The organism is Neorhizobium galegae, assembly GCF_017877055.1.
GTDB classification, from domain to species: Bacteria; Pseudomonadota; Alphaproteobacteria; order Rhizobiales; family Rhizobiaceae; genus Neorhizobium; species Neorhizobium galegae_D.
On the sequence record NZ_JAGIPG010000001.1, the window covers coordinates 776934 to 796097 of the forward strand.

At 61.7% G+C, this 19164-nt stretch carries 21 protein-coding genes; 10 read left to right on the forward strand and 11 right to left on the reverse strand.

What is annotated here, in order from left to right; translation table 11 throughout:
• Position 1 precedes the first annotated feature (1 nt).
• Positions 2 to 358, reverse strand: coding sequence for a YbaN family protein (locus J2857_RS03480; protein ID WP_210008599.1), 357 nt, complete (start codon positions 356 to 358; stop codon positions 2 to 4).
• Between the two features lie 142 nt (positions 359 to 500).
• Here J2857_RS03480 and galE point away from each other — a divergent pair, with 142 nt between their 5' ends.
• The 4 genes from galE to J2857_RS03500 all read left to right on the forward strand — a co-directional run bounded on the left by galE (position 501) and on the right by J2857_RS03500 (position 3906).
• Positions 501 to 1490, forward strand: a complete 990-nt coding sequence (gene galE / locus J2857_RS03485) for a UDP-glucose 4-epimerase GalE (RefSeq protein ID WP_210010015.1) — start codon at positions 501 to 503, stop codon at positions 1488 to 1490.
• An 8-nt stretch (positions 1491 to 1498) separates the two neighbouring features.
• Positions 1499 to 2191 carry a uracil-DNA glycosylase gene (ung, locus tag J2857_RS03490; RefSeq protein WP_210008601.1) on the forward strand — a complete coding sequence of 231 codons (693 nt, stop codon included), beginning with the start codon at positions 1499 to 1501 and terminating at the stop codon, positions 2189 to 2191.
• 140 nt (positions 2192 to 2331) lie between these two features.
• Positions 2332 to 3264: a VOC family protein gene (locus J2857_RS03495; RefSeq protein WP_210008603.1), complete on the forward strand. Its 933-nt coding sequence runs from the start codon at positions 2332 to 2334 to the stop codon at positions 3262 to 3264.
• 27 nt (positions 3265 to 3291) lie between these two features.
• The gene (locus J2857_RS03500; RefSeq protein ID WP_210008606.1) at positions 3292 to 3906 is read left to right on the forward strand and encodes an alpha/beta hydrolase; all 615 of its coding nucleotides are present in this window, start codon (positions 3292 to 3294) and stop codon (positions 3904 to 3906) included.
• 70 nt (positions 3907 to 3976) lie between these two features.
• On the opposite strand, the gene J2857_RS03505 is transcribed toward J2857_RS03500, so the two are convergent.
• Positions 3977 to 4894: a DUF4344 domain-containing metallopeptidase gene (locus tag J2857_RS03505; protein WP_210008607.1), complete on the reverse strand. Its 918-nt coding sequence runs from the start codon at positions 4892 to 4894 to the stop codon at positions 3977 to 3979.
• A 343-nt stretch (positions 4895 to 5237) separates the two neighbouring features.
• On the opposite strand from J2857_RS03505, the gene J2857_RS03510 reads away from it, so the two are divergent.
• The 3 genes from J2857_RS03510 (at position 5238) to J2857_RS03520 (ending at position 7680) form a co-directional block, all read left to right on the forward strand.
• Complete coding sequence (locus tag J2857_RS03510; protein WP_210008609.1) at positions 5238 to 6665, forward strand: aldehyde dehydrogenase family protein; 1428 nt, start codon at positions 5238 to 5240, stop codon at positions 6663 to 6665.
• Positions 6655 to 7047 (forward strand): RidA family protein, encoded by a 393-nt coding sequence (locus J2857_RS03515; protein ID WP_210008611.1) that lies wholly within the window; start codon positions 6655 to 6657, stop codon positions 7045 to 7047. Before J2857_RS03510 ends, J2857_RS03515 begins: the two co-directional genes overlap by 11 nt.
• Before the next feature lie 204 nt (positions 7048 to 7251).
• Positions 7252 to 7680: a L,D-transpeptidase gene (locus J2857_RS03520; protein WP_210008612.1), complete on the forward strand. Its 429-nt coding sequence runs from the start codon at positions 7252 to 7254 to the stop codon at positions 7678 to 7680.
• A gap of 7 nt (positions 7681 to 7687) precedes the next feature.
• Here J2857_RS03520 and J2857_RS03525 read toward each other — a convergent pair whose 3' ends face one another.
• Positions 7688 to 8263 carry a transglycosylase SLT domain-containing protein gene (locus J2857_RS03525; protein ID WP_210008614.1) on the reverse strand — a complete coding sequence of 192 codons (576 nt, stop codon included), beginning with the start codon at positions 8261 to 8263 and terminating at the stop codon, positions 7688 to 7690.
• A gap of 54 nt (positions 8264 to 8317) precedes the next feature.
• Entirely contained in the window at positions 8318 to 9520 is a 1203-nt protein-coding gene (locus tag J2857_RS03530; protein WP_210008616.1) for a low temperature requirement protein A, read from the reverse strand.
• A gap of 107 nt (positions 9521 to 9627) precedes the next feature.
• Between J2857_RS03530 and J2857_RS03535 the strand changes: the two genes are divergently transcribed.
• A complete protein-coding gene (locus J2857_RS03535) occupies positions 9628 to 10248 on the forward strand; it encodes a GNAT family N-acetyltransferase (RefSeq protein ID WP_210008618.1) in 621 nt (206 codons plus the stop codon).
• Here the strand turns inward: J2857_RS03535 and J2857_RS03540 are convergent.
• From J2857_RS03540 to J2857_RS03565, 6 genes are all read right to left on the reverse strand, one after another.
• Positions 10245 to 10823, reverse strand: coding sequence for an NAD(P)H-dependent oxidoreductase (locus J2857_RS03540; RefSeq protein WP_210008620.1), 579 nt, complete (start codon positions 10821 to 10823; stop codon positions 10245 to 10247). The two genes, J2857_RS03535 and J2857_RS03540, sit on opposite strands and share 4 nt — an antisense overlap.
• Positions 10823 to 12229, reverse strand: coding sequence for an FAD-binding oxidoreductase (locus J2857_RS03545; protein ID WP_210008622.1), 1407 nt, complete (start codon positions 12227 to 12229; stop codon positions 10823 to 10825). Before J2857_RS03545 ends, J2857_RS03540 begins: the two co-directional genes overlap by 1 nt.
• Before the next feature lie 2 nt (positions 12230 to 12231).
• Positions 12232 to 13542: a cytosine deaminase gene (locus tag J2857_RS03550; RefSeq protein WP_432420137.1), complete on the reverse strand. Its 1311-nt coding sequence runs from the start codon at positions 13540 to 13542 to the stop codon at positions 12232 to 12234.
• Positions 13542 to 14381, reverse strand: coding sequence for an ABC transporter permease (locus J2857_RS03555; RefSeq protein WP_210008624.1), 840 nt, complete (start codon positions 14379 to 14381; stop codon positions 13542 to 13544). The genes J2857_RS03550 and J2857_RS03555 overlap by 1 nt, the downstream gene beginning before the upstream one ends.
• A complete protein-coding gene (locus J2857_RS03560; protein ID WP_210008626.1) occupies positions 14381 to 15205 on the reverse strand; it encodes an ABC transporter ATP-binding protein in 825 nt (274 codons plus the stop codon). The genes J2857_RS03555 and J2857_RS03560 overlap by 1 nt, the downstream gene beginning before the upstream one ends.
• A 95-nt stretch (positions 15206 to 15300) precedes the next feature.
• Positions 15301 to 16317 carry an ABC transporter substrate-binding protein gene (locus J2857_RS03565; protein WP_210008628.1) on the reverse strand — a complete coding sequence of 339 codons (1017 nt, stop codon included), beginning with the start codon at positions 16315 to 16317 and terminating at the stop codon, positions 15301 to 15303.
• A 189-nt stretch (positions 16318 to 16506) separates the two neighbouring features.
• On the opposite strand from J2857_RS03565, the gene J2857_RS03570 reads away from it, so the two are divergent.
• Positions 16507 to 17478, forward strand: a complete 972-nt coding sequence (locus tag J2857_RS03570) for a LysR family transcriptional regulator (protein WP_210008629.1) — start codon at positions 16507 to 16509, stop codon at positions 17476 to 17478.
• Here J2857_RS03570 and J2857_RS03575 read toward each other — a convergent pair.
• Positions 17475 to 18263, reverse strand: coding sequence for a creatininase family protein (locus tag J2857_RS03575; protein WP_210008631.1), 789 nt, complete (start codon positions 18261 to 18263; stop codon positions 17475 to 17477). The two genes, J2857_RS03570 and J2857_RS03575, sit on opposite strands and share 4 nt — an antisense overlap.
• A 246-nt stretch (positions 18264 to 18509) precedes the next feature.
• On the opposite strand from J2857_RS03575, the gene J2857_RS03580 reads away from it, so the two are divergent.
• The gene (locus J2857_RS03580; protein ID WP_210008632.1) at positions 18510 to 19028 is read left to right on the forward strand and encodes a transglutaminase-like cysteine peptidase; all 519 of its coding nucleotides are present in this window, start codon (positions 18510 to 18512) and stop codon (positions 19026 to 19028) included.
• The last annotated feature ends 136 nt before the right edge of the window (positions 19029 to 19164 follow it).

The following is a 19164-nucleotide window of genomic DNA, read 5'->3' on the forward strand; positions in this document are numbered from 1 at the left end:
TTCAGGTATCGGGTCGGGTGACGATGAAGGTCGCCGAACCGAGCATCACTGCGGCCACCAGTGCCGCCCGCCAGAACGGCGGCGAGGTGCCGAACCAGAAGACCGCATAACTCACCGCCATCAGCGAAACGGCGGCGATCTTCGCCTTCCTGGCGATTGCACCATTTTCCCGCCAATTACGCAGCGACGGCCCGAATTTCGGGTGCTCGAGCAACCATGCCTCCAGCCGTGGCGAGGAGCGGGCGAAGCAGGCGACGGCCAGAAGCAGGAACGGCGTGGTCGGCAGGACAGGCAGAAAGGCGCCGACAATGCCAATTGCAACGAACAGCCAGCCGAGGGCGAGAAAGAGGAGACGCATGAAATGACCTATGGAATATCCTGAGTAGGATAGACAAGTTCGGGAACGGCGTCTCTACCGAAATTTCTCATGGTCGTCCGCCCTTCCCATTTAAGCGCCGCCGGTTATAGTGCGGCCGGCTTCAATAACCGCAGGGGAAATGATGTCGCTAAAGAAAGTGCTCGTGATCGGCGGGGCCGGCTATATCGGTTCCCATACGTGTCTGGTGCTCGCCGAGCGGGGCTATGAACCGATCGTTTTCGACAATCTATCCAACGGGCACGCGGAGTTCGTCCGCTGGGGCGCTCTGGAGCAGGGCGATATCCGCGACCGCGCCCGGCTCGACGAAGTTTTCGCCAAGCACAAGCCCGACGCCGTGTTGCATTTCGCGGCGCTGATCGAGGTGGGTGAATCAGTCAAGAACCCGGTCGCCTTCTACGACAACAATGTGATCGGCGCGCTGACGCTGCTGTCGGCGGCGATCGATGCCGGTGTGAAGGCCTTCGTATTTTCCTCGACCTGCGCCACCTACGGCCTGCCGGACCGCGTACCGATGGACGAGACGCATAAACAGGCGCCGATCAACCCCTATGGCCGCACCAAGTTCATCATCGAACAGGCGTTGAAGGACTACGGCACCTACAAGGACCTGAAGTCGGTCATGCTGCGTTATTTCAACGCCGCAGGCGCCGATTTCGAAGGCCGGATCGGCGAATGGCACACGCCGGAAACTCATGCCATTCCGCTTGCCATTGAAGCGGCGCTCGGCCGGCGCCAGGGCTTCAAGGTGTTCGGTGACGACTACGACACCCGGGACGGTACCTGCGTGCGCGACTATATCCACGTGCTCGACCTTGCCGACGCGCATGTGCGGGCGGTCGACTACCTTCTCGCCGGCGGCGAGACGGTCGAACTCAACCTCGGCACCGGCACCGGCACGACCGTGAAAGAACTGCTGGGGGCGATTTCGGAGGTTTCCGGAAAACCCTTCCCCGTGGAATATGTCGGCCGGCGCGAGGGTGATTCCACCTCGCTGGTTGCCAACAACGACAAGGCGCGGGCGGTGCTCGGCTGGGAGCCGAAATACAGCCTGAACGATATCATCCGTTCGGCCTGGGACTGGCATTCCCGCTCCAACCATCACGTGATGTGAGGAAGGACATGGCGGAAGGCGAGGTCAAGCTCGAGGAAAGCTGGAAACACGCGCTCGGGTCGGAATTCTCCAATCCCTATATGGGCGAGCTCAAGCGCTTCCTCGTTGCCGAAAAGGAAGCCGGCAAGCGCATCTTTCCCAAGGGCTCGGAATATTTTCGTGCGCTGGATCTGACGCCGCTCGACGAGGTGAAGGTGGTGATTCTCGGCCAGGATCCCTATCACGGCTTCGGCCAGGCGCACGGACTTTGCTTTTCCGTCAAGCCGGGCGTGCGCATTCCGCCGTCGCTCGTCAACATCTACAAGGAGATGGAGACGGATCTCGGTATTCCGCCGGCCAAACACGGTTTCCTGGAACACTGGGCGGAGCAGGGCGTGCTTTTGCTCAACAGCGTGCTGACCGTTGAGGAGAGCCAGGCGGCCTCGCACCAGGGCAAGGGCTGGGAACGGTTTACCGACGCGGTCATCCGCGCCGTCAACGACGAGTGCGATGGCGTCGTCTTCATCCTCTGGGGCTCCTATGCCCAGAAGAAGGCGGCGTTCGTCGATCAGCAGCGCCATCTGGTGCTGAAATCGGCGCATCCGTCGCCGCTGTCGGCCCATAACGGCTTTCTTGGCTCGCGGCCCTTTTCGAAGGCGAATGCCTATCTGCAGTCGATCGGCAAGGATCCGGTCGACTGGCGCCTGCCTGAACAAGTTTAATTCTGTGAACGATTGACTATTCGTCGTCTACGCAGAGTGAACAATGCGTTCGGATCGTCGCGTCTATCCAATTCGCGGTCGTTCCACCATTTTAACTCCAGAAAGCAGGCCGCACAGGCGGCCTCAGAAAGGGGTTTAAAATGCTCGACCAGATCAAAGGGCTGCACCACGTCACGTCGATGGCTGCAAGCGCCAGCACCAACAACAAGTTCTTCACCGACACGCTCGGCCTTCGCCGGGTCAAGAAGACCGTCAACTTCGACGCTCCGGATGTCTACCATCTCTACTACGGCGACGAAGTCGGTTCTCCCGGCTCGGTGATGACCTACTTCCCGTTCCCGCATATCGCCCGTGGGCGTCAGGGCACCGGCGAAGTCGGAACGACACTCTTCTCGGTTCCTGAAGGTTCGTTCGGTTTCTGGACCGACCGCCTGACGAAAGCCGGTGCGGAAGGCATCAAGGCCGACAGCGCATTCGGTGAAAACCGCCTGCATTTCGCCGGTCCCGATGGCGACGGTTTCGCGCTTGTCGAAGTCAAGGACGATGCCCGCAAGCAGTTCATCGGCAACGGCATTACCGAAGATCATGCGATCCGCGGTTTCCATTCCGCCTCGCTTCGTCTTCGCGATGAAGGCGCTACCGCCGAACTCCTGAAGTTCATGGGCTATCAGCAGACCGATGCTCAGGATGGCGTGACCCGCCTGATCATGCCGGGCGGCAACGGTGCCGATGTCATCGACATCGAAACCATGCCGAACATCGCCCGCGCCAATCTCGGTGCAGGCTCGGTCCATCATATCGCCTTTGCCGTCGAGAACCGCGCAACGCAGCTCGAAGTCCGCAAGGCGCTGATGGATACCGGGTACCAGGTCACTCCGGTGATCGACCGCGACTACTTCTGGGCGATCTATTTCCGCACGCCGGGCGGCGTGTTGTTCGAAATCGCCACCAACGAACCCGGTTTCGATCGCGACGAGGATACCGCCCATCTCGGTGAAGCCCTGAAGCTGCCCGCACAGCATGCACATCTGCGGGCAACGCTCGAACAGCATCTCGAACCGCTGGACGCCTAACCAGGCGACGCGTGCAAGGAGACCATCATGAGTTACGACAGTTATGTGCACCGGGCGCGCCCCGGTGCTCCCGGAGCGCCAATCCTGTTCGTCTTTCACGGCACCGGCGGCGATGAAAACCAGTTCTTCGATTTCGGCGGCCGGCTCTTGCCGGGCGCCACGGTGATCTCGCCGCGCGGCGACATTTCCGAACACGGTGCGGCGCGCTTCTTCCGCCGCAAGGCTGAAGGCGTCTACGATTGCGAGGATCTCGCCCGGGCGACCGAGCGGATGAGCGAATTCGTGGCCGCCAACCGCGAACGCTACGGTTCCTCGACCGTGCTCGGCCTCGGTTTTTCGAACGGCGCGAACATTCTCGCCAATATCATGATCGAGAAGCCCGGCCTGTTCGAGGCGGGCGTGCTGATGCATCCGTTGATCCCGTTCACGCCGAAGGACCGCAAGGCCGAAGACAAGGCCCATGTTTTGATCACGGCCGGCCAGCACGACCCGATCAGTTCCGTCCAGCAAACCGACGAACTTGCCGGCTATTTCAGGCGGCAGGGCGATACGGTGACATTGGAATGGCACGGCGGCGGGCACGAGATCCGTCCCAACGAGATCGAAGCTGCCAAGAAGTTCTTCGCGCCCTATGGCGCTTGAACGCGACAATGAAAACGCCCGGCGTCAGGCTTGTGAAGGCTGATGCCGGGCTTAGTTCTGCGGGCGCGCACTACCAGCGGGCCGTTGCCTTGCCGAACAGGTTTTGGAGGGTGGGCTTTTTCTCGTCGTCGGCCGCCTCTTCGCTCTCGTCGGTTTTGCCCTCTTCCTCTTTGAAATATCTGGCGACGGTCTGCATGTGCCACTGCATCAGCTCATAGCAGTATGTCACTTCCCGACCGCCAGCCGACCAATAGGCATTCGGTTCGCCGCATTCGGCAGCCGTCAGCTTGATGCCGTCGTCCAGCTTGTAGAGCCCGGAGAGAAGCTCGGCGAGGATATCCAGGACCTTCGCCGTCTTCGTCAAGTCCGCGTAGTCCTCGAGTTCCTTGTTGTTCGGCTTCTTGTAGGTAATCGTAAATTTGTTGTTCTGCCCGTCGGTCCGCAGATGCGGTTTCAGGACGCCGAACCAGCTGTCATGGGCTTTCAGATATTCGCCGACGCACTGCCTTCGGCGTTCCTCCGGAAATTCGAGGTTATCGGCCGATTCCTTGAATTTCTCCGCATCCTTGCCGACCATCATGCAGACCATGCTGAAGGCGCGCTGGCGGTCGAGCGCGTGGACGTCCCACATCGCCAGTTCCTCTTCGGCCGCCTCGCTGGCCTCTGCGGAAAATGTCCAGCCATCGACGGAATCGGTCAGCGCCGTATCGAAAACCTCATCGTCAGCCTCCAACAGGAGCAGCGTGGAGAGCGTGTCCACCGCATCCTCCTCACGGCCGAGAACCGGCAGGTTGAATTCCGAAACCAGCATGTGTCCGGCTTCATGGAACAGGAAAAACAGCGCATTGCCGAATGCGAACTCGACGCTGTCCTCGACCTGCTGCTTGGAAAGACCCTGGAGGTCGTCGGTGAGGGCCGTCGCCCGTGCGCCGGACATCGGCAGCGCGAAAAGCCCGAGAAGGGCGAGAGGGAGAAGGCTGCGTCGCATCGGGCCTGCCTGCTTTCTGAAGTCCGGGTTGATCTGTCGCGTCCAGGCGCTGCGGAAATTCCGGGCCGTCGCGAGGATGACCTATGCATAACATCGAGCTTTTAAGTTCGGATGAAGCGGTATTGTTGCTGATAGGTTTCGACGGGTTTTGCGAAGATGTAAGACGTGTTGATATTCCCCGGCTTTCCTTGGCCTGCATGAGCAAAGGCGTCAGCTGCCGATCGCGGGTGTCGATGGAACAAGCCTCCGCACGTCGTCTTTGCGAAGTATCCCGCGGGCTTGCGAGGGAGATGGCGATGGCCGATAGTGGCTCACCATTCCCTCGATCGCGCGGAGGTTTCCGATGAGCAACCACTTGAAATTCTTCATCGACGGTGTCTGGGTGGAGCCGGCCATTCCGGTCGCGCTCGACGTCGTCGACCCGTCCACCGAAGAGGCCTATACGCGGATCGCGCTCGGCTCCAAGGCGGATGTGGACAAGGCCGTTGCCGCCGCCAAGGCTGCCTTCCCGGCTTTCTCCCGGTGGTCGAAGGAGGAGCGGCTGGCGCTGCTCCGCCGTATTCTTGTCGAATATGAAAAGCGTTACGAGGATATCGCCAAGGCCGTATCCCAGGAAATGGGCGCGCCGATCGCTTTTGCCCGCGACGCCCAGGCCGCCGCCGGCAAAGGGCACATGATGGCCACCATCGAAGCGCTGGAGGCCTACGAGTTCACCGAGGCCCGCGGCACGACCATGGTGGTCAAGGAGCCGATCGGCATCTGCGCGCTGATCACCCCGTGGAACTGGCCTCTCAACCAGATCGTCTGCAAGGTGGCGCCAGCGATTGCCGCCGGCTGTACCATGGTGCTGAAACCGTCCGAGATCGCGCCGATCAGCGGCATCATCTTTGCGGAAGTGATGGAGGCAGCCGGTACGCCGAAGGGCGTCTTCAACCTTGTCAACGGCACCGGGCCGGACGTGGGGCAGGTGATGGCCGGCCACCCGGACGTCGACATGGTGTCCTTCACGGGCTCGACCCGCGCTGGGGTGATTGTCGCCAAGACCGCTGCCGATACGGTGAAGCGGGTGGCGCAGGAGCTCGGCGGCAAGTCGCCGAATATCATCCTGGCCGACGCGGAGTTCGAAAAGGCGGTGGCGGAGGGCGTGACCGCCTGCTTTGCCAATTCCGGCCAGTCCTGCGATGCGCCGACCCGCATGCTGGTGCCGGCCAGGCGTCACGACGAGGCGCTTCAGGTCGCAAAGGCTGCCGCCGAAAAACTCAAGACCGGCGATCCCCGCGCCGATGGCATAGATCTCGGCCCGGTGGTCAGCCAGGTCCAGTTCGACAAGATCCAGCGGCTGATCGAGGCGGGCATCACCGAAGGCGCGACGCTCGTCACCGGTGGCCCCGGCCGGCCGGAAAACCTCAACCGCGGCTACTACATCCGCCCGACCGTGTTCGGAAACGTCACCAACGACATGACCATCGCCCGCGAAGAGATCTTCGGGCCGGTCCTGTCGATCCTCTCTTACGAGACAGAGGAGCAGGCGATCGAGATCGCCAACGACACGCCCTATGGGCTTGCGGCCTATGTCCAGTCCGGCGACCTCGCCCATGCTCGCCAGGTGGCGGCGCGGCTACGGGCCGGCTCGGTGTTCATCAACTATCCCGAGTGGGATCTCTTCGCGCCCTTCGGCGGCTTCAAGCAATCCGGCAACGGCCGCGAGTATGCCGACTGGGCCATTCACGACTTCCTCGAAATCAAAGGTATCGTCGGTTATGGCATTTAAGACATTCAATCCACCGTCCGTCCGCAAGCCGTTCGGCGGCTACAATCACGGTTTGCTCGTCCCTCCGGGGGCAAGCCTGCTGGTGACCTCCGGCCAGCTCGGCATCTCGCCGGAAGACAGGATCCCGCCGGACGTGGCTGGCCAGGCCGAACTCTGCTTCAAGGCGATCGGCGCGATCCTCGAAGAGGCGGGCATGACCTACTCGGACGTCATCCGCATTGCCGGCTTCGTCACCAGCCGCGAGGATTTTCCCGCCTACATGGCGGTGCGGGACCGCTATACGCTCGATCCGAAACCGGCCTCGACGCTCATCGTCGTCGGCGGCTTTACCCGTGCCGAATTCCTGGTCGAAGTGGAAGTCACGGCGGCGAAGGTGTTTTGAAGCAACGCCGAATAGAGATGCCTCTCCCGCGCGACCTGTGTCGGGGAGAGGCTCACGGTATTCAGTCTTTATTGATCACGTAGTTGCTTTATTGCGGCGATGGCTGCCGAATTTGTGATTTGCGGAGAATATCGCCCCTCGCTTTAAATATTCCTTGAGCTGATTGGGGTATCGTCTGCTCCAGGGTTTTTATTGGGGGTTTTCATGCATCGTATCGTAATGGGTGCTGTGGCACTTCTGTGCGCGCAATTTCTCGCGCCCGCTGCCTTTTCCGCAAGTCTTGTTGCCAGCGTCAGCCTGTCGTCACAGACCATGACCGTCGAGCAGGATGGTGTCATCGTCTATGAATGGAAGGTCTCGACCGCGCGCCCGGGTTATTCGACGCCGACGGGAAGCTGGGGCGCCAAGTGGCTGTCCCGGGATCACCGTTCGCGCAAATACGATGACGCGCCGATGCCGTTCGCGGTGTTCTACAATGGCGGCTATGCCGTCCATGCGACCTTCGAGACGAAGCGGCTCGGCCGACCTGCCTCGCATGGCTGCATCCGCCTGCATCCTGAAAATGCAGCGACGTTCTTCTCACTCGCCAGCCGGCATGGGCTGTCGAACACACGCATCGTCGTCAGCCGCTAGGGTTCGCTCAATAGCCGCAGCCTCTGAGCTGCGCTTCGTATTTGGCCGCCATGCCGGCGGATTTCTGCGCGGTCTGCTTGACGCCGTTGCCGAACTGGCCGCGCGCGTAGCCGGCCTGGCCGGTGTAGTAGGCGAGGTAGAGATTGTAGCTGTCGGAGAGTGGAATGCCGTTCTTGAGATGGCTCTGGTTGTGATACCAGCCGACAAAATGGACGGCATCGCCGAAATCGGTGCGGCTGGCGTTCCAGCGGCCGGTATCCTTCTTGTAGCTCAGCCACGTACCGTCGAGCGCCTGGGCGTAGCCATAGGCCGTCGAGGGGCGTGTCCACGGGATGAAGCCGAGCAGTTTGGTGCGCGGCGGCCGGGCATAGGGCTGGAAGCCGGATTCCACATAGATCGTCGCCATCAGGATCGGCACCGGCACGCCGAATTCCCGCTCGGTCTTCTTGGCGTCCCGCGCCCAGTTGTTGAACAGCCCATCACGCTGCTCGAAGATCGCGCAGGCATTGGTCACCCGGCTCGGCGCAGACGCGCAGGCAGACAGGGACAGCGTCAGGAGGGCGATGAAAAACGCAATACGCATCGCTTAATCTCTCGGTTTCCAGAGATTAATAACCGGTAAAATTTAAGGAAAAGTTTAGTGGCCGTGGTGAGATGTCGGTGACGCAGAATAGGCGCGCCCGGCAAACAGGTTTCGGACGATGACGCCGAGCGCCGTCGTGGCCGCTATGCCTTCCAGCCCGAGCCCGATTGCCGGCGCAACCAGCGTCAGAACGGCAAACACCGCCAGCGTGTAGCGCGCCGGGCCGATGCAGACATAGCGGTCGCGGACGAACCAGAGGCTCGCCAGATAGATCGCAACGGGGATCGCCACCGCATAGTCGCCGACGAGGATGGAGACTTCGGAATGGTGGGTGATGATATCGACGAGCGCCGCAAAACCGGCGCCGACCGCCGCGCCCGAGGTGAAGATGAAGAAATGGCCGTAACCCCAGAGAAGCGAACGTCTCAGGTGATGGCTGTTGAGTTGTTCCTCGCGGGCGAAATAGACCCACCAGAGCGAAAAGACGATCACCAGCGCCGACAGCGCCGTATGCACCAGCATGATGTTGACCTCGCCGGCGAACTGGCGAAGCGCCGTCGAACCGGCAAGCAGGGTCTCGCCGAGCACGATGATGTTGAGCAGGCCATAACGCTCGACGATGTGGTGACGGTGCCATGGCGTATTGGCGCTCAGCCGTTCCGCGACGGCCGGCACGGCCAGTTCAAGGGCCACGCCGAGCGCCCAGAGGAGATACGACAGGCCGAAGGTGATAGGTTGCAGGAAGAGGAAACTCAGCCAGAGAAGCTGGACGAGGAAGATCCCGATCGCATATCCAAGCGCAGTCGGCCGGCAGGCCGGGCCGTGATAGGCGGCCCGCAGCCACAGGATGATCATGCCGATGCGCATGACGGCGTAACCATAGATCACCAGGGTGAAATCCGGCGCCTCGGTGAACAGCGCCGGAATGCCGGCGGCAATCGTCAGCGAGCCACCCATCAACACCATGGTCAGCAATCGGTAGACGACATCGTCATTGTCATAGGCCGAGGAAAACCAGGTGAAGTTCATCCAGGCCCACCAGATGGCGAAGAAGGCCATGACGAAGGTCATCACCCCCTGCGCCGCATGGTTTTCGGCAATCGCATGGTGCAGGCCGGCGGCGGCGGACGCGATCGCGATCACCGACACGAGGTCGAACAGCAGTTCGAGCGGGGTTGCGACCCGGTGATGTTCGTCAGGATCACGGGGATGCAAGGGACGCAGGATGCTGGCGAGTGGTGAAACCTGGTTCGTCATCGTCTGTCTGCCCCTGAACATGAAGATTCGCGATGGGGGAAATAGCGCAAAAAAGCGTATTCAAGTAAAGAGTGGCGGGGCGATATGGCGACGATCGAGAGCGTAGGATGCGTGAGATTCTTGAGACGGAAAGGCTAACCTTAAGGGAGATCACCAAGGCCGATCTGCCTATCTTGTACCGCATCTTCGGCAATGCCGAGGGCATGCGCTTCTATCCGCGCGCCAAGAGCTTCGAAGAGACCGAAGCCTGGTTTGAGAAGCTTGCCTTCCGGAGTTATGAGGAAAGCGGTTTCGGCCTGTGGGGTGTCGTCGAGAAGGCGAGCGGCGAGCTGATCGGTGATTGCGGCGTTACGCTGCAGCCGACCCCCAAGGGCCTGGAGCCGGAGATCGGCTATCATCTCCGGCGCGAATGGCTCGGCCGCGGTTATGCCGCCGAGGCGGCCGCTGCCTGCCGTGATTTTGGTCTCGGCAGTCTCGGTTTCGGGCGGATCGTCTCAATCGTCAGCCCGGAAAATATTCCGTCGCTCCGGGTTGCGGCGAGGATACATCGGCGATGGGAAGCCTACCGGACGGTGACGGCGGCGGGGGCGGAGGTGGATCGGTTTCTGTTCATATCGGACCGCAATGCCGGTGAGCCAGTCGGTTCCACGCCGAACGCGGAGACCCGTGCCGCCATGGCGGAGGCAGATGCTCTGCTGGTGATGCGCCGCCACGAGGTGGAGAGCTAAAACCGCTCCATCTCGCGCTTCACTTTGTCCAGAAACGCCGCACGTGTCTGCGGGGTGCAGTTGTTCATGTCGTAATGGGCCAGAAACCTCACCGGCCGGGCCGGGTTGGTCTGGACCCGCAGCACGCGTTTCGACAGTTTTCTCGGTGGGTCGCCCGCGAGGAAGGCGCGCCAGCGGGTGGCGCCGTAGGTGGTGACAACCGCCACCTTGTCGATATGCAGTTTTCGCGTCAGCTTGCCGTCCTTCAGCTCGAAGGTGATGCCCGGCAGCCAAACGCGGTCGAAATAACCCTTCAGCATCGCCGGCCAGCCGAAATTCCAGACCGGCGTGACGATCACCAGACCTTCCGCGGCCTGCAGGCGGTCGACGTAGGGTTTCACCAGCGACAGATTGTTCGGGTAGTCGTGATAGGTCATCCGGTCATGGCGCGACATGACCGGATCGAAACCTTCGGCATAGAGGTTGCAGTCATCCACCTCGTGCCCGGCCTTTGACAGGCTTTCACGCGCCTGCCTGTGCAGGGCAGCGCCAAAACTTTCCTCGACCGGATGCGAATGGATCAGCAGGACCCGCATCAGCCACCTGCTGCGGCAAGGCCCGGGAAGAGGTAGTTCTTGCCGGCCGAGAAATCGAAATCGGGATTGTCCCAAGCGATCATCTTGCCGGGGTTCAGAAGACCCTTCGGATCGGTTTCCTTCTTGAAGGCGAGCTGCACGACATCCGTCTGCTTCATGCCGCCTTCTTCCAGCGTGTAGCGGTGCGGGTTGAAGATCGGGCAGCCGTTGTCGCGGTGGATCTGCATGATCTCCTCCAGCCGCTCCTTGGTCGTGTAGCGGACGAGAGGCAGGCCGGAGCACTGCATGCGGCCATCGAACTTGATGAATTCGAGATGGCCCGGCACCTCGTCGCCAAAGATCTTGGTCATCTTCTCGACCTTGGCGACATGGTCCGGCCCTGGATATTGGACCTGCAGATAGGTGAAGCCGGGATCGACCTTGAGCGCCCGCAGCGTCGTGTGGTTCCAGGCGAGCTCATAGGCATGCGGGATGCCCTTCATGCTTTCCACCTTGTCGGAGCGGAACAGGATCTCGCCCTTCTGGCGCTCGGCAAAGGCGGTGAAGGCATCCATCGAATGCGGCGCCACCATCAGCACGACGATCGACTGGTTGCGGTCGCGCAGGAACGGCTTGTGGCGTGGGAAATAGTCGTAAGGGATCGGGGCTGCGATCGGGGCGATTTCCTTGATCAGCAGGCCATTCTTGTGGGCCAGCGCATCGCCGAAGCGCACTGCGTCCATGAAGTCGTCGTAGCCGACCAGCACATCCACCCAGTCATAAGCCGGTGCGAGGGGCATCTCGACTTCGACGATGATGCCGTTGGTGCCATAGGCGTGGGTGACCTTCTGCAGATCCCAGGCGGTCAGGTCGAGGACGCGCGGCTCGGCCTCCATGGTGACGACCCGCAGGCGCAGGATGTTGCCGAGGTCGCGCAGGCCGCCCCAATGGATCGAGCCGACGCCGCCGGAACCGCCGGCGACGAAGCCGCCGATCGTGGCCGTCTGGGCTGTGGAGGGGTGGAAGCGCAGTTCCTGGCCGGAATGCGCCCTGGTCTGGCGGTCGAGTTCGGCAATGACGATGCCGGGTTCGGCGATGACGCGGCCGGGATGGATTTCCTTGACCTTGTTCATGTTGATGAGGTTGAGCACGATGCCGCCGGAAAGGGGCATGGCCTGGCCGTAATTGCCGGTGCCGGCGCCGCGCGGGGTCACCGGCACGCCATGCGCATAGGCGACCTTCAGCACCCGGATCACCTCTTCCTCACTTTTCGGCGAGACGACGAGATCGGCGGTGACGTTTTCGAGTTCTTCCTTGAGGATCGGCGAATACCAATAGAAATCGCGGCTCTTCTGGCGCACCAGTGCCGGATTGTCCTCGATCGCGAGGCCTTCGAGCTCTTTCTTGATCTGTGCGTAGTCCGGCATGTTCACTTGTCCAAAATCGGGTCCAGGTCACGGTAATCCGGCAGGCGACGGTCGATGCCCATGCCATTCCGCATCACGATGCGGTCGGCCTGCGGACGGGAAAGGAATTCGCTCCAGCGCCTGGCGCTGAACAGTACGAGGTCGGCGGGGCCGCCCTCGGCAATGACGCCGATATCCGGCCGGCCGAGGATCGCGGCGGGCGTCGAGGTGACGACGCGGGCGGAGGTGTCGAGCGGGTGGTCGAGATGCAGGATGCGGACCGCCTCGCGGAACACCTCGACCGGATCCATGTCGCCATAGGCGTAGAACGGGTCGCGGGTATTGTCGGAGGAAACGGCGGTCTTGACGCCGGCGGCCGTCAGTTCGTGGAACAGCGTGACGCCGCGCCAGCGCGGCGTGCGTCCGGCATGGCGGTCCTGCAGGTACATGTTGCACATGGGGAGCGACACGACGGAGATGTTGGCCTTAGCCACCTTGTCGATGACACGCCCTGCGGTCTCATCGTCCTGTCTTGCGAGCGAGCAGCAATGGCCGACGGTGACCGAGCCTTCGAAACGGTTGCGGAGTTTAGCCTCGGCAATGGCTTCCAGGGTCAGGACCTGTTTGTCTTCCGTCTCGTCCACGTGGAGGTCGATATCGAGGCCGTTGTTGGCGGCCGCCTTGAAGAGCGTATCGAGGATCCGCTCGAAATCCGGCAGGATGCGGGTCGCGCCGCCCAGCAGGCCGCCGTAACGCTTCGTCGTCGCGACGATGCCGCCGAAGACGCTTTCGTCGAGCACGCATTCGAGCGGCAGCAGGGCGACCGCCTGGAGAGCGATCCTGTCCTTCCATTCCGCGCGGATCTCGTCGAACAGCGGGAAGGATATGTCCGGCTGCGGCGGGATCGAATCGAGGTGGGTGCGGATGAGTTTCGTGCCGTGGGCATAGGCGCTTTTCAGTGAAAATTCGAAGCGGGCGCGGATGTCGTCGGCCGACCAGTTGGCCATTCGGTCTTCGCGCACATTCATCAATGCGCCCTCGAACGTGCCGTCCGGGTTTGGGCGGCGGTCCCAGAAATGTCCCTTGTCGAGATGGGTGTGCATGTCGGCAAAGCAGGGCCAGACCATGCCGCCGCGCAGATCTGCGGCGACCAGATCGGCGGATGCCGAACCCGCCGGTAGGATCGCCTCGATCTTCCCGTCCGAGATGACCAGGTCGGCAGGCACAAGGCCGTCCTTTGCGGCGACCGGCAGCCCCTTCACGAGAACCGCCGGTAGCGTCGCATTGGTGAGCGCGAAACGGCGGGCGTCGGGGAGCGTCATGAAGGCAGTCATCAGTTTTCTCTCTTCAGGCTGCTTTCATGCCAGCGATGCAGGAAGAACCAGGAAATGAACGAGGTGATCGCAAAGATCACCACGCCGAGCAGCGACAACAGGACCAGCGCCGCAAACAGGCGCGGAATGTTGAGGCGATATTGGGATTCCAGCAGGCGGAAGGCAAGGCCGGAGCCGGCGCCCGCAGAGCCTGCCGCGAACTCCGCCACGACAGCGGCGATCAGCGCCAGGCCGCCGCCGATCCTCAGCCCCGTCATGAAATAGGGCAGCGAGGAGGGGAGCTTCAGGTAAAGCAGCGTCTGCCAGCGGGAGGCGCCGTAGAGGTCGTAGAGGTTGAGCAGGTTATGATCGACGCTCTTCAGGCCCTGCACCATGTTCGACAGGATCGGGAAGAAGGCGACGAGGAAGGCGCAGATCAGGAGCGCAACCTGCGTCGTCGGCGCATAAATCAGGATCAGCGGCGCGATTGCCACGATCGGGGTCACCTGCAGGATGACGGTGATCGGGTAGAAGGCCGTCTCGATCCATTTCGACTGGACGAGGAAGATGGCGATGCCGACGCCGCCGATCAGCGCCAGGGCAAGCGCCTGCATGGTGATCTGGGTCGTCACCCACAGGGCAGGGGAGAGCGTGCCCCAGTCGTTGTAGAGCGAGTTCGCGACCGCGAGCGGTCCCGGCAGGATATACTGCGGGATGCTGTTGACGGTGATGATGAACTGCCAGAGGAAGACGAGGCAGATCACCACGCAGATCGGGATCAGGGTGCGCAGCAGGGTTTCGCGGTTGCGGCCGAGGAAGCCGGATTTCGGCGGGACGACGGCGGGTGCGTTGTCGGTCATCAGTGTTCCTCCCCGCCGATTGCCTCGAGAAGCATGTTCGAGACCTTTTCGCAGGCCTGGCGGTAGTCTTCGGACGTGCGGTAGTGCGCGTCGCGGCTCATGCTCGTTTTCAACGGGAAATCCGCGTGCACCCGGCCGGGACGCGCCTTCATCACCACGATGCGGTTGGAAAGATAGGCCGATTCGAAGACGGAATGGGTGACGAAGATCACGGTTATGCCCGTCTCGCGCCACAGCCGCAGCACGTCGTCATTAAGTTTTTGGCGAGTGATCTCGTCGAGCGCTGCGAAGGGTTCGTCCATCAGCAGTAGCTTCGGCTTGGTGACAAGCGCGCGGGCGATCGAGACGCGCATCTTCATGCCGCCGGACAGTTCGCGCGGATAAGCGTCGGCGAAATCCTGAAGGCCGACGGTCGCCAGCGTCTTCATGATTTCTTCGCGGGCCGCGGACTTGGAAACGCCACGCAACTTTAGGGGCAGGTAGACATTGCCGAATACCGTCTGCCACGGCATCAGCGTCGGCTCCTGGAAGACGAAGGAAATGTCGCCTTCCGGCAAGCCTTTCGAATTGATGCGGGAACTCGGCCAGTCGATCGTGCCGGTCGAGACGTCGCCGAGGCCGGCGATGATGCGCAGCGCCGTCGACTTGCCGCAGCCTGACGGGCCGAGCAGGCTCACAAACTCGCCGCCCTCGACGGTCAGCGACATGTCGGAGAGCGCCAGCGTGCCGCTCGAGAACATTTTCGACACGGAGCGCATGACGACCAGCGGGCGTTTGCGGGCGTCTCCGGGCGCAGGTATCAGCGGGGCTTGGGACGTGCTCATTACAGGCCTTGAACTTAGTCGGGACAGGGCGGCAATTCCCTCTTTACCGTGACAGGCACAGCAAAGAGGGAATGAACCGTTGCGCTCTTCCGAGACTACTTCTTCAGCGCCATGCCGACGCCCTTGCAGACGAACTTCGTCGAGTAGGCCTTCTTGTAGTCGAGGTCGGCCGGTTCGACGCCGATCGAGACCATCGAGTCGAAGAACTTCTTGTAGCGTTCGTCGGTGATGCAGCCGATGCCCTTGGTCTCGGCGTCGCCGGAAACCACGATGCCGTATTCCTTCATCTTGGCGATGGAATAGGCGATCTGGCCATCCGTCATTTCCGGATTGTCCTTCTTGATCAGATCGTTGCCGGCTTTGTTGTCACCATAGAGGTAAGTGTACCAGCCCTCGAGAGAGGCATCGACGAAGCGCTGCACGACGTCCGGCTTCTTGTCGATCATCGGTTGCGTGGTGGTGATCATCGTCGAATAGGGGCCGTAGCCCGCATCGGCGATCAGGAACACTTTCGGCGTCCAGCCGGCCTGCTTGGCGATCTCATAGGGTTCGGAGGTCAGGTACCCCTGTTGAGCGGAGGTCTTGTCGGCGATGAAGGGGGCCGGGTTGAAGGTGTAGGGCTTGAACTGTTCGTCCTTGAAGCCTTTGAAGTTCTTCTTCATCCACTCGAAATAGGTGGTGTAGCCTTCCTTGCCCATGAAGATGGTCTTCATCTTGGCGAGGTCCTCGAACTTTTCGACGCCCGCGTCGGGATGGGCGAGCAGAACCTGCGGGTCCTTCTGGAAGATCGAGGCGACGCTGACCAGCGGAATACCCTGCTTGACGGCATCCATGTCGCCAAGCGGGCCGCCCATGTAGAAATCCACCTTGCCGGCGATCAGCAGAGCGCGGTTGGCGGCGTTCGGGCCGCCCTGGACGATCTTCACCTTCAGGCCATGCTTTTCGTAGGTGCCGTCGGCGACGGCCTGGTAGAAGCCGCCATGCTCGGCCTGGGCAAGCCAGTTGGTGCCGTAGGAGACTTCATCGAGGGCTGCTGCCGGCTGGGCGGCGAGTGCCATCGCCGAAAGGCCGACGGCCGCCAGAAAACGTTTCATCATCAATGATTTGGACATGTCGCTTTGTTCCCCTGTTAAACCGTGCGGCATCGTGAGAGCAGCTTGTGATGAGCATTTGTACGGTTGCGTTGCTCTTTGAAAAGCATCAAATTTCGTCCACATTGATGCCTTTAGGGCAGCGGTCGAATTTTAATCTGCCAAATTGTGGTGCATGATCAAAAAAGATGCAACGAGGATTGGGATAAAATGCTGCATTCGCGAAAGCTTCAGTATATCGACGAGATCGCCCGCTGCGGATCGATCCGCAAGGCAGCTGCGCGGCTGAACGTGGCGTCGTCGGCGATCAACCGGCAGATTCTGGCCATCGAGGAAGAATTCGGGGCGCCACTCTTCGAGCGGATGCCGCGCGGGCTGAAGCTGACGGCGGCCGGCGAGCTCTGTATCGAGCACATCCGCGACGTGCTGAAGACCTACGAGCGGATGGAGGCACGTATCCGCGGCCTCAAGATGCCGCAGGCCGGCAAGGTGACGCTGGTTTCGACCGTCGGGCTTGCCGCAGGGCCGCTTCCGGAGATCATAGCCCGCTTCGTCGCGCAGCATCCGCGCGTGCGGGTTCTCCTGCGCAACGACGGGCCGTCGAACACGCTGCAGCCGGTGATCACGGGGGAGGTGGATTTCGGACTGGGCTTCAACATCCCGGCGACGCCCGGCATCCGCACGCTCGCCAATTTCGACATACCGATCGGTGTGGTGATGCCGCCGGGGCATCGGCTGGCGGCGGAAGAGGGGCCGGTCGACCTTGCGGAGGTCGTGCAGGAGCCGCTGGTGCTCGCCCAGTCAGGCACCAGCTTGCGCAACGTCATCAACCTTGCGCTGTCGCCGCTGTCGGTCGCGGTGGAGCCGCTGGTGGAAAGCAATGCCTCGGAAATGCTGAAGAAGCTGGTGAAGGCCGGCACGGGGCTGACGCTGCTCAATCCGCTCGACGTGCTGCCGGAATGTCGACGGGGCGAGTTGATCTTCCGGCCGATCGTCAACCCGCATGCGCGCCACCAGCCGATGAAGCTTTTCGCCCGCGCACGGACGACGCTTGATACGGCGACGAGCCTGTTCGTGGAATTCCTGCTGTCGGAGCTGGCCGCGATGGTGGCCGAGTTGCAGGCCAAGGGCCACCTGCCGCCCCAGCCGCATGGCCGGGACGCACAGCGCGAAGAGGGTTAGCGGGAATAGAGTTCGTCGAGAGGGAATGTCTCGAATTCGCGCAGCATCTCGATGAAGCCTGCGACCTGGTAGCGGCAGATGAGCGCGCCCTTTTCGGCAGTGCCCTTGGAGGCGTCGCCGACGACGCCGTTGGGGTTCAGGTCGTGCGCCACCCAGGACAGTACGTGCGGCGGGGCCGGCTGCATGTATTTCGAGCGGCTTTCCGCCTTGGAGACGAAGTTCTGCGCGTTCTCCATCCGCACCAGCTCGGGGCGGAAATGCAGCATCAGCGAGGTTTCGACTTCACCGCCATGGATGCCGTATTTCTGCTCTTGCTCGCTGATCAGGCCGGGCGGATGGCCGAAGCGGCCCCATTGCGTGCCGATCACCGCCATCTTGTAACGGACGCGCAGCTCGCGGCCGACAATGCTCATGATGTCGACATTGCCGCCATGCGAGTTGACGAAGACGAGCTTGCGGATGCCGGCTTCCGCCACCTTGGCGCCGATCGCGGTCCAGGCTGGGATAAGGATTTCCGAGCCGAAGGACAGCGAACCCGGGCCGTAGACATGCTCGTTCGCTTTGCCGATCTCCTGCGTCGGGAGGACCAGGAAATCGAGGTCATCAGGGCGCTGGGCCCTCAGCTCGGCCAGCATGCCGTTGGCGATCGCCACATCGGTTGCGATCGGCAGGTGTGGACCGTGCTGTTCGGTCGAGGCGATCGGCAGGATGGCGATGGTCTTGTCTGGCGACAGGCCGGCGAAATCGAGAGTGTTGAGTTCGTTCCAGTAAAATGGCTTGCCCATGCTGTCCTGCCTTTCTGCATCTCGTTTTTGAGGGTTAGGAGATCGGGCACATCTCGAAAAGCATCAATTTCCGCCTACTCCGCTGCCTTTTTGAGCGCGCTGTTTCGACCCTTCTGTATCAAATCGGGAAAAAAGCTGATTTCACTAAAATTGCAGCTATCCGTTTAAGCGCCCCGAAAAGCCCTGGCGCTAGGGTGAACGCACCAAGAAGCGGCATCCAAGCCGTCCGAAGAAAAGGGTGCAGCCATGATCAAGAAGCTCATCATTTCCGCCATTGTCCTGACGGCGCTCATTGTCGGCAAGGAATCGCGAGCAGCCGGCGTCACCGGTTTTGCGGGCATATTGCCCGAACATGCGGCGATCGAGCGCCATCAAGGCGCCAAGGATGATACAGCGCTGACATTTTCCAAGCGCCGCGAATTGCTGCGGGTCAATTCCGCGGTCAACAGCACCATCTCCGAACTCGACAGCTATTTCGACACGGTAGCCGGCGTGCCTTTTGCGACGATCCGCGCCAATGCCTGCCTCGATTGCGCCGACTTGAAGCGCGATCATCTCATCTTGCTCGGCTGGTCGCCGGAGGCTCTTCGGATCGAATACGCGATCGGCGGGGAGGGCCGCATCGAACGCGTGCTGGCGATTTCGGCAGGCGGCGGCAACATGATCCTCGGGCATGACAGCGGGATGATCGACATGCCGGTCGATCGGGTGCCGAGCCTGATCCGCGAGCGGCGTCCCATCATCCCCGCTTATCACCACATCTGATCCGGAGCAGCTCTCCTGCGCTCCCGTCCGTTGCAGCACGACGGACCGGCCCGTCTCTCTATGGGGAGGCGGGCTTTCGCGATTCGGCAACCGCGAAGCTTCAAGCTTCGAAAACGATTCCGCAGGCTTCGGGAAC

Bases quoted from the DNA above. Each gene is read 5' to 3' on its own strand.
- J2857_RS03480 (WP_210008599.1), bottom strand. From the start codon at position 358: ATGCGTCTCCTCTTTCTCGCCCTCGGCTGGCTGTTCGTTGCAATTGGC.
- J2857_RS03500 (WP_210008606.1), top strand. From the start codon at position 3,292: ATGAGTTACGACAGTTATGTGCACCGGGCGCGCCCCGGTGCTCCCGGA.
- J2857_RS03495 (WP_210008603.1), top strand. From the start codon at position 2,332: ATGCTCGACCAGATCAAAGGGCTGCACCACGTCACGTCGATGGCTGCA.
- J2857_RS03575 (WP_210008631.1), bottom strand. From the start codon at position 18,263: ATGGGCAAGCCATTTTACTGGAACGAACTCAACACTCTCGATTTCGCC.
- ung (WP_210008601.1), top strand. From the start codon at position 1,499: ATGGCGGAAGGCGAGGTCAAGCTCGAGGAAAGCTGGAAACACGCGCTC.
- J2857_RS03540 (WP_210008620.1), bottom strand. From the start codon at position 10,823: ATGCGGGTCCTGCTGATCCATTCGCATCCGGTCGAGGAAAGTTTTGGC.
- J2857_RS03560 (WP_210008626.1), bottom strand. From the start codon at position 15,205: ATGAGCACGTCCCAAGCCCCGCTGATACCTGCGCCCGGAGACGCCCGC.
- J2857_RS03530 (WP_210008616.1), bottom strand. From the start codon at position 9,520: ATGACGAACCAGGTTTCACCACTCGCCAGCATCCTGCGTCCCTTGCAT.
- J2857_RS03565 (WP_210008628.1), bottom strand. From the start codon at position 16,317: ATGTCCAAATCATTGATGATGAAACGTTTTCTGGCGGCCGTCGGCCTT.
- J2857_RS03510 (WP_210008609.1), top strand. From the start codon at position 5,238: ATGAGCAACCACTTGAAATTCTTCATCGACGGTGTCTGGGTGGAGCCG.
- J2857_RS03570 (WP_210008629.1), top strand. From the start codon at position 16,507: ATGCTGCATTCGCGAAAGCTTCAGTATATCGACGAGATCGCCCGCTGC.
- J2857_RS03550 (WP_432420137.1), bottom strand. From the start codon at position 13,542: ATGACTGCCTTCATGACGCTCCCCGACGCCCGCCGTTTCGCGCTCACC.
- J2857_RS03515 (WP_210008611.1), top strand. From the start codon at position 6,655: ATGGCATTTAAGACATTCAATCCACCGTCCGTCCGCAAGCCGTTCGGC.
- J2857_RS03545 (WP_210008622.1), bottom strand. From the start codon at position 12,229: ATGCCGGACTACGCACAGATCAAGAAAGAGCTCGAAGGCCTCGCGATC.
- J2857_RS03505 (WP_210008607.1), bottom strand. From the start codon at position 4,894: ATGCGACGCAGCCTTCTCCCTCTCGCCCTTCTCGGGCTTTTCGCGCTG.
- J2857_RS03535 (WP_210008618.1), top strand. From the start codon at position 9,628: ATGCGTGAGATTCTTGAGACGGAAAGGCTAACCTTAAGGGAGATCACC.
- J2857_RS03555 (WP_210008624.1), bottom strand. From the start codon at position 14,381: ATGACCGACAACGCACCCGCCGTCGTCCCGCCGAAATCCGGCTTCCTC.
- J2857_RS03525 (WP_210008614.1), bottom strand. From the start codon at position 8,263: ATGCGTATTGCGTTTTTCATCGCCCTCCTGACGCTGTCCCTGTCTGCC.
- J2857_RS03520 (WP_210008612.1), top strand. From the start codon at position 7,252: ATGCATCGTATCGTAATGGGTGCTGTGGCACTTCTGTGCGCGCAATTT.
- galE (WP_210010015.1), top strand. From the start codon at position 501: ATGTCGCTAAAGAAAGTGCTCGTGATCGGCGGGGCCGGCTATATCGGT.
- J2857_RS03580 (WP_210008632.1), top strand. From the start codon at position 18,510: ATGATCAAGAAGCTCATCATTTCCGCCATTGTCCTGACGGCGCTCATT.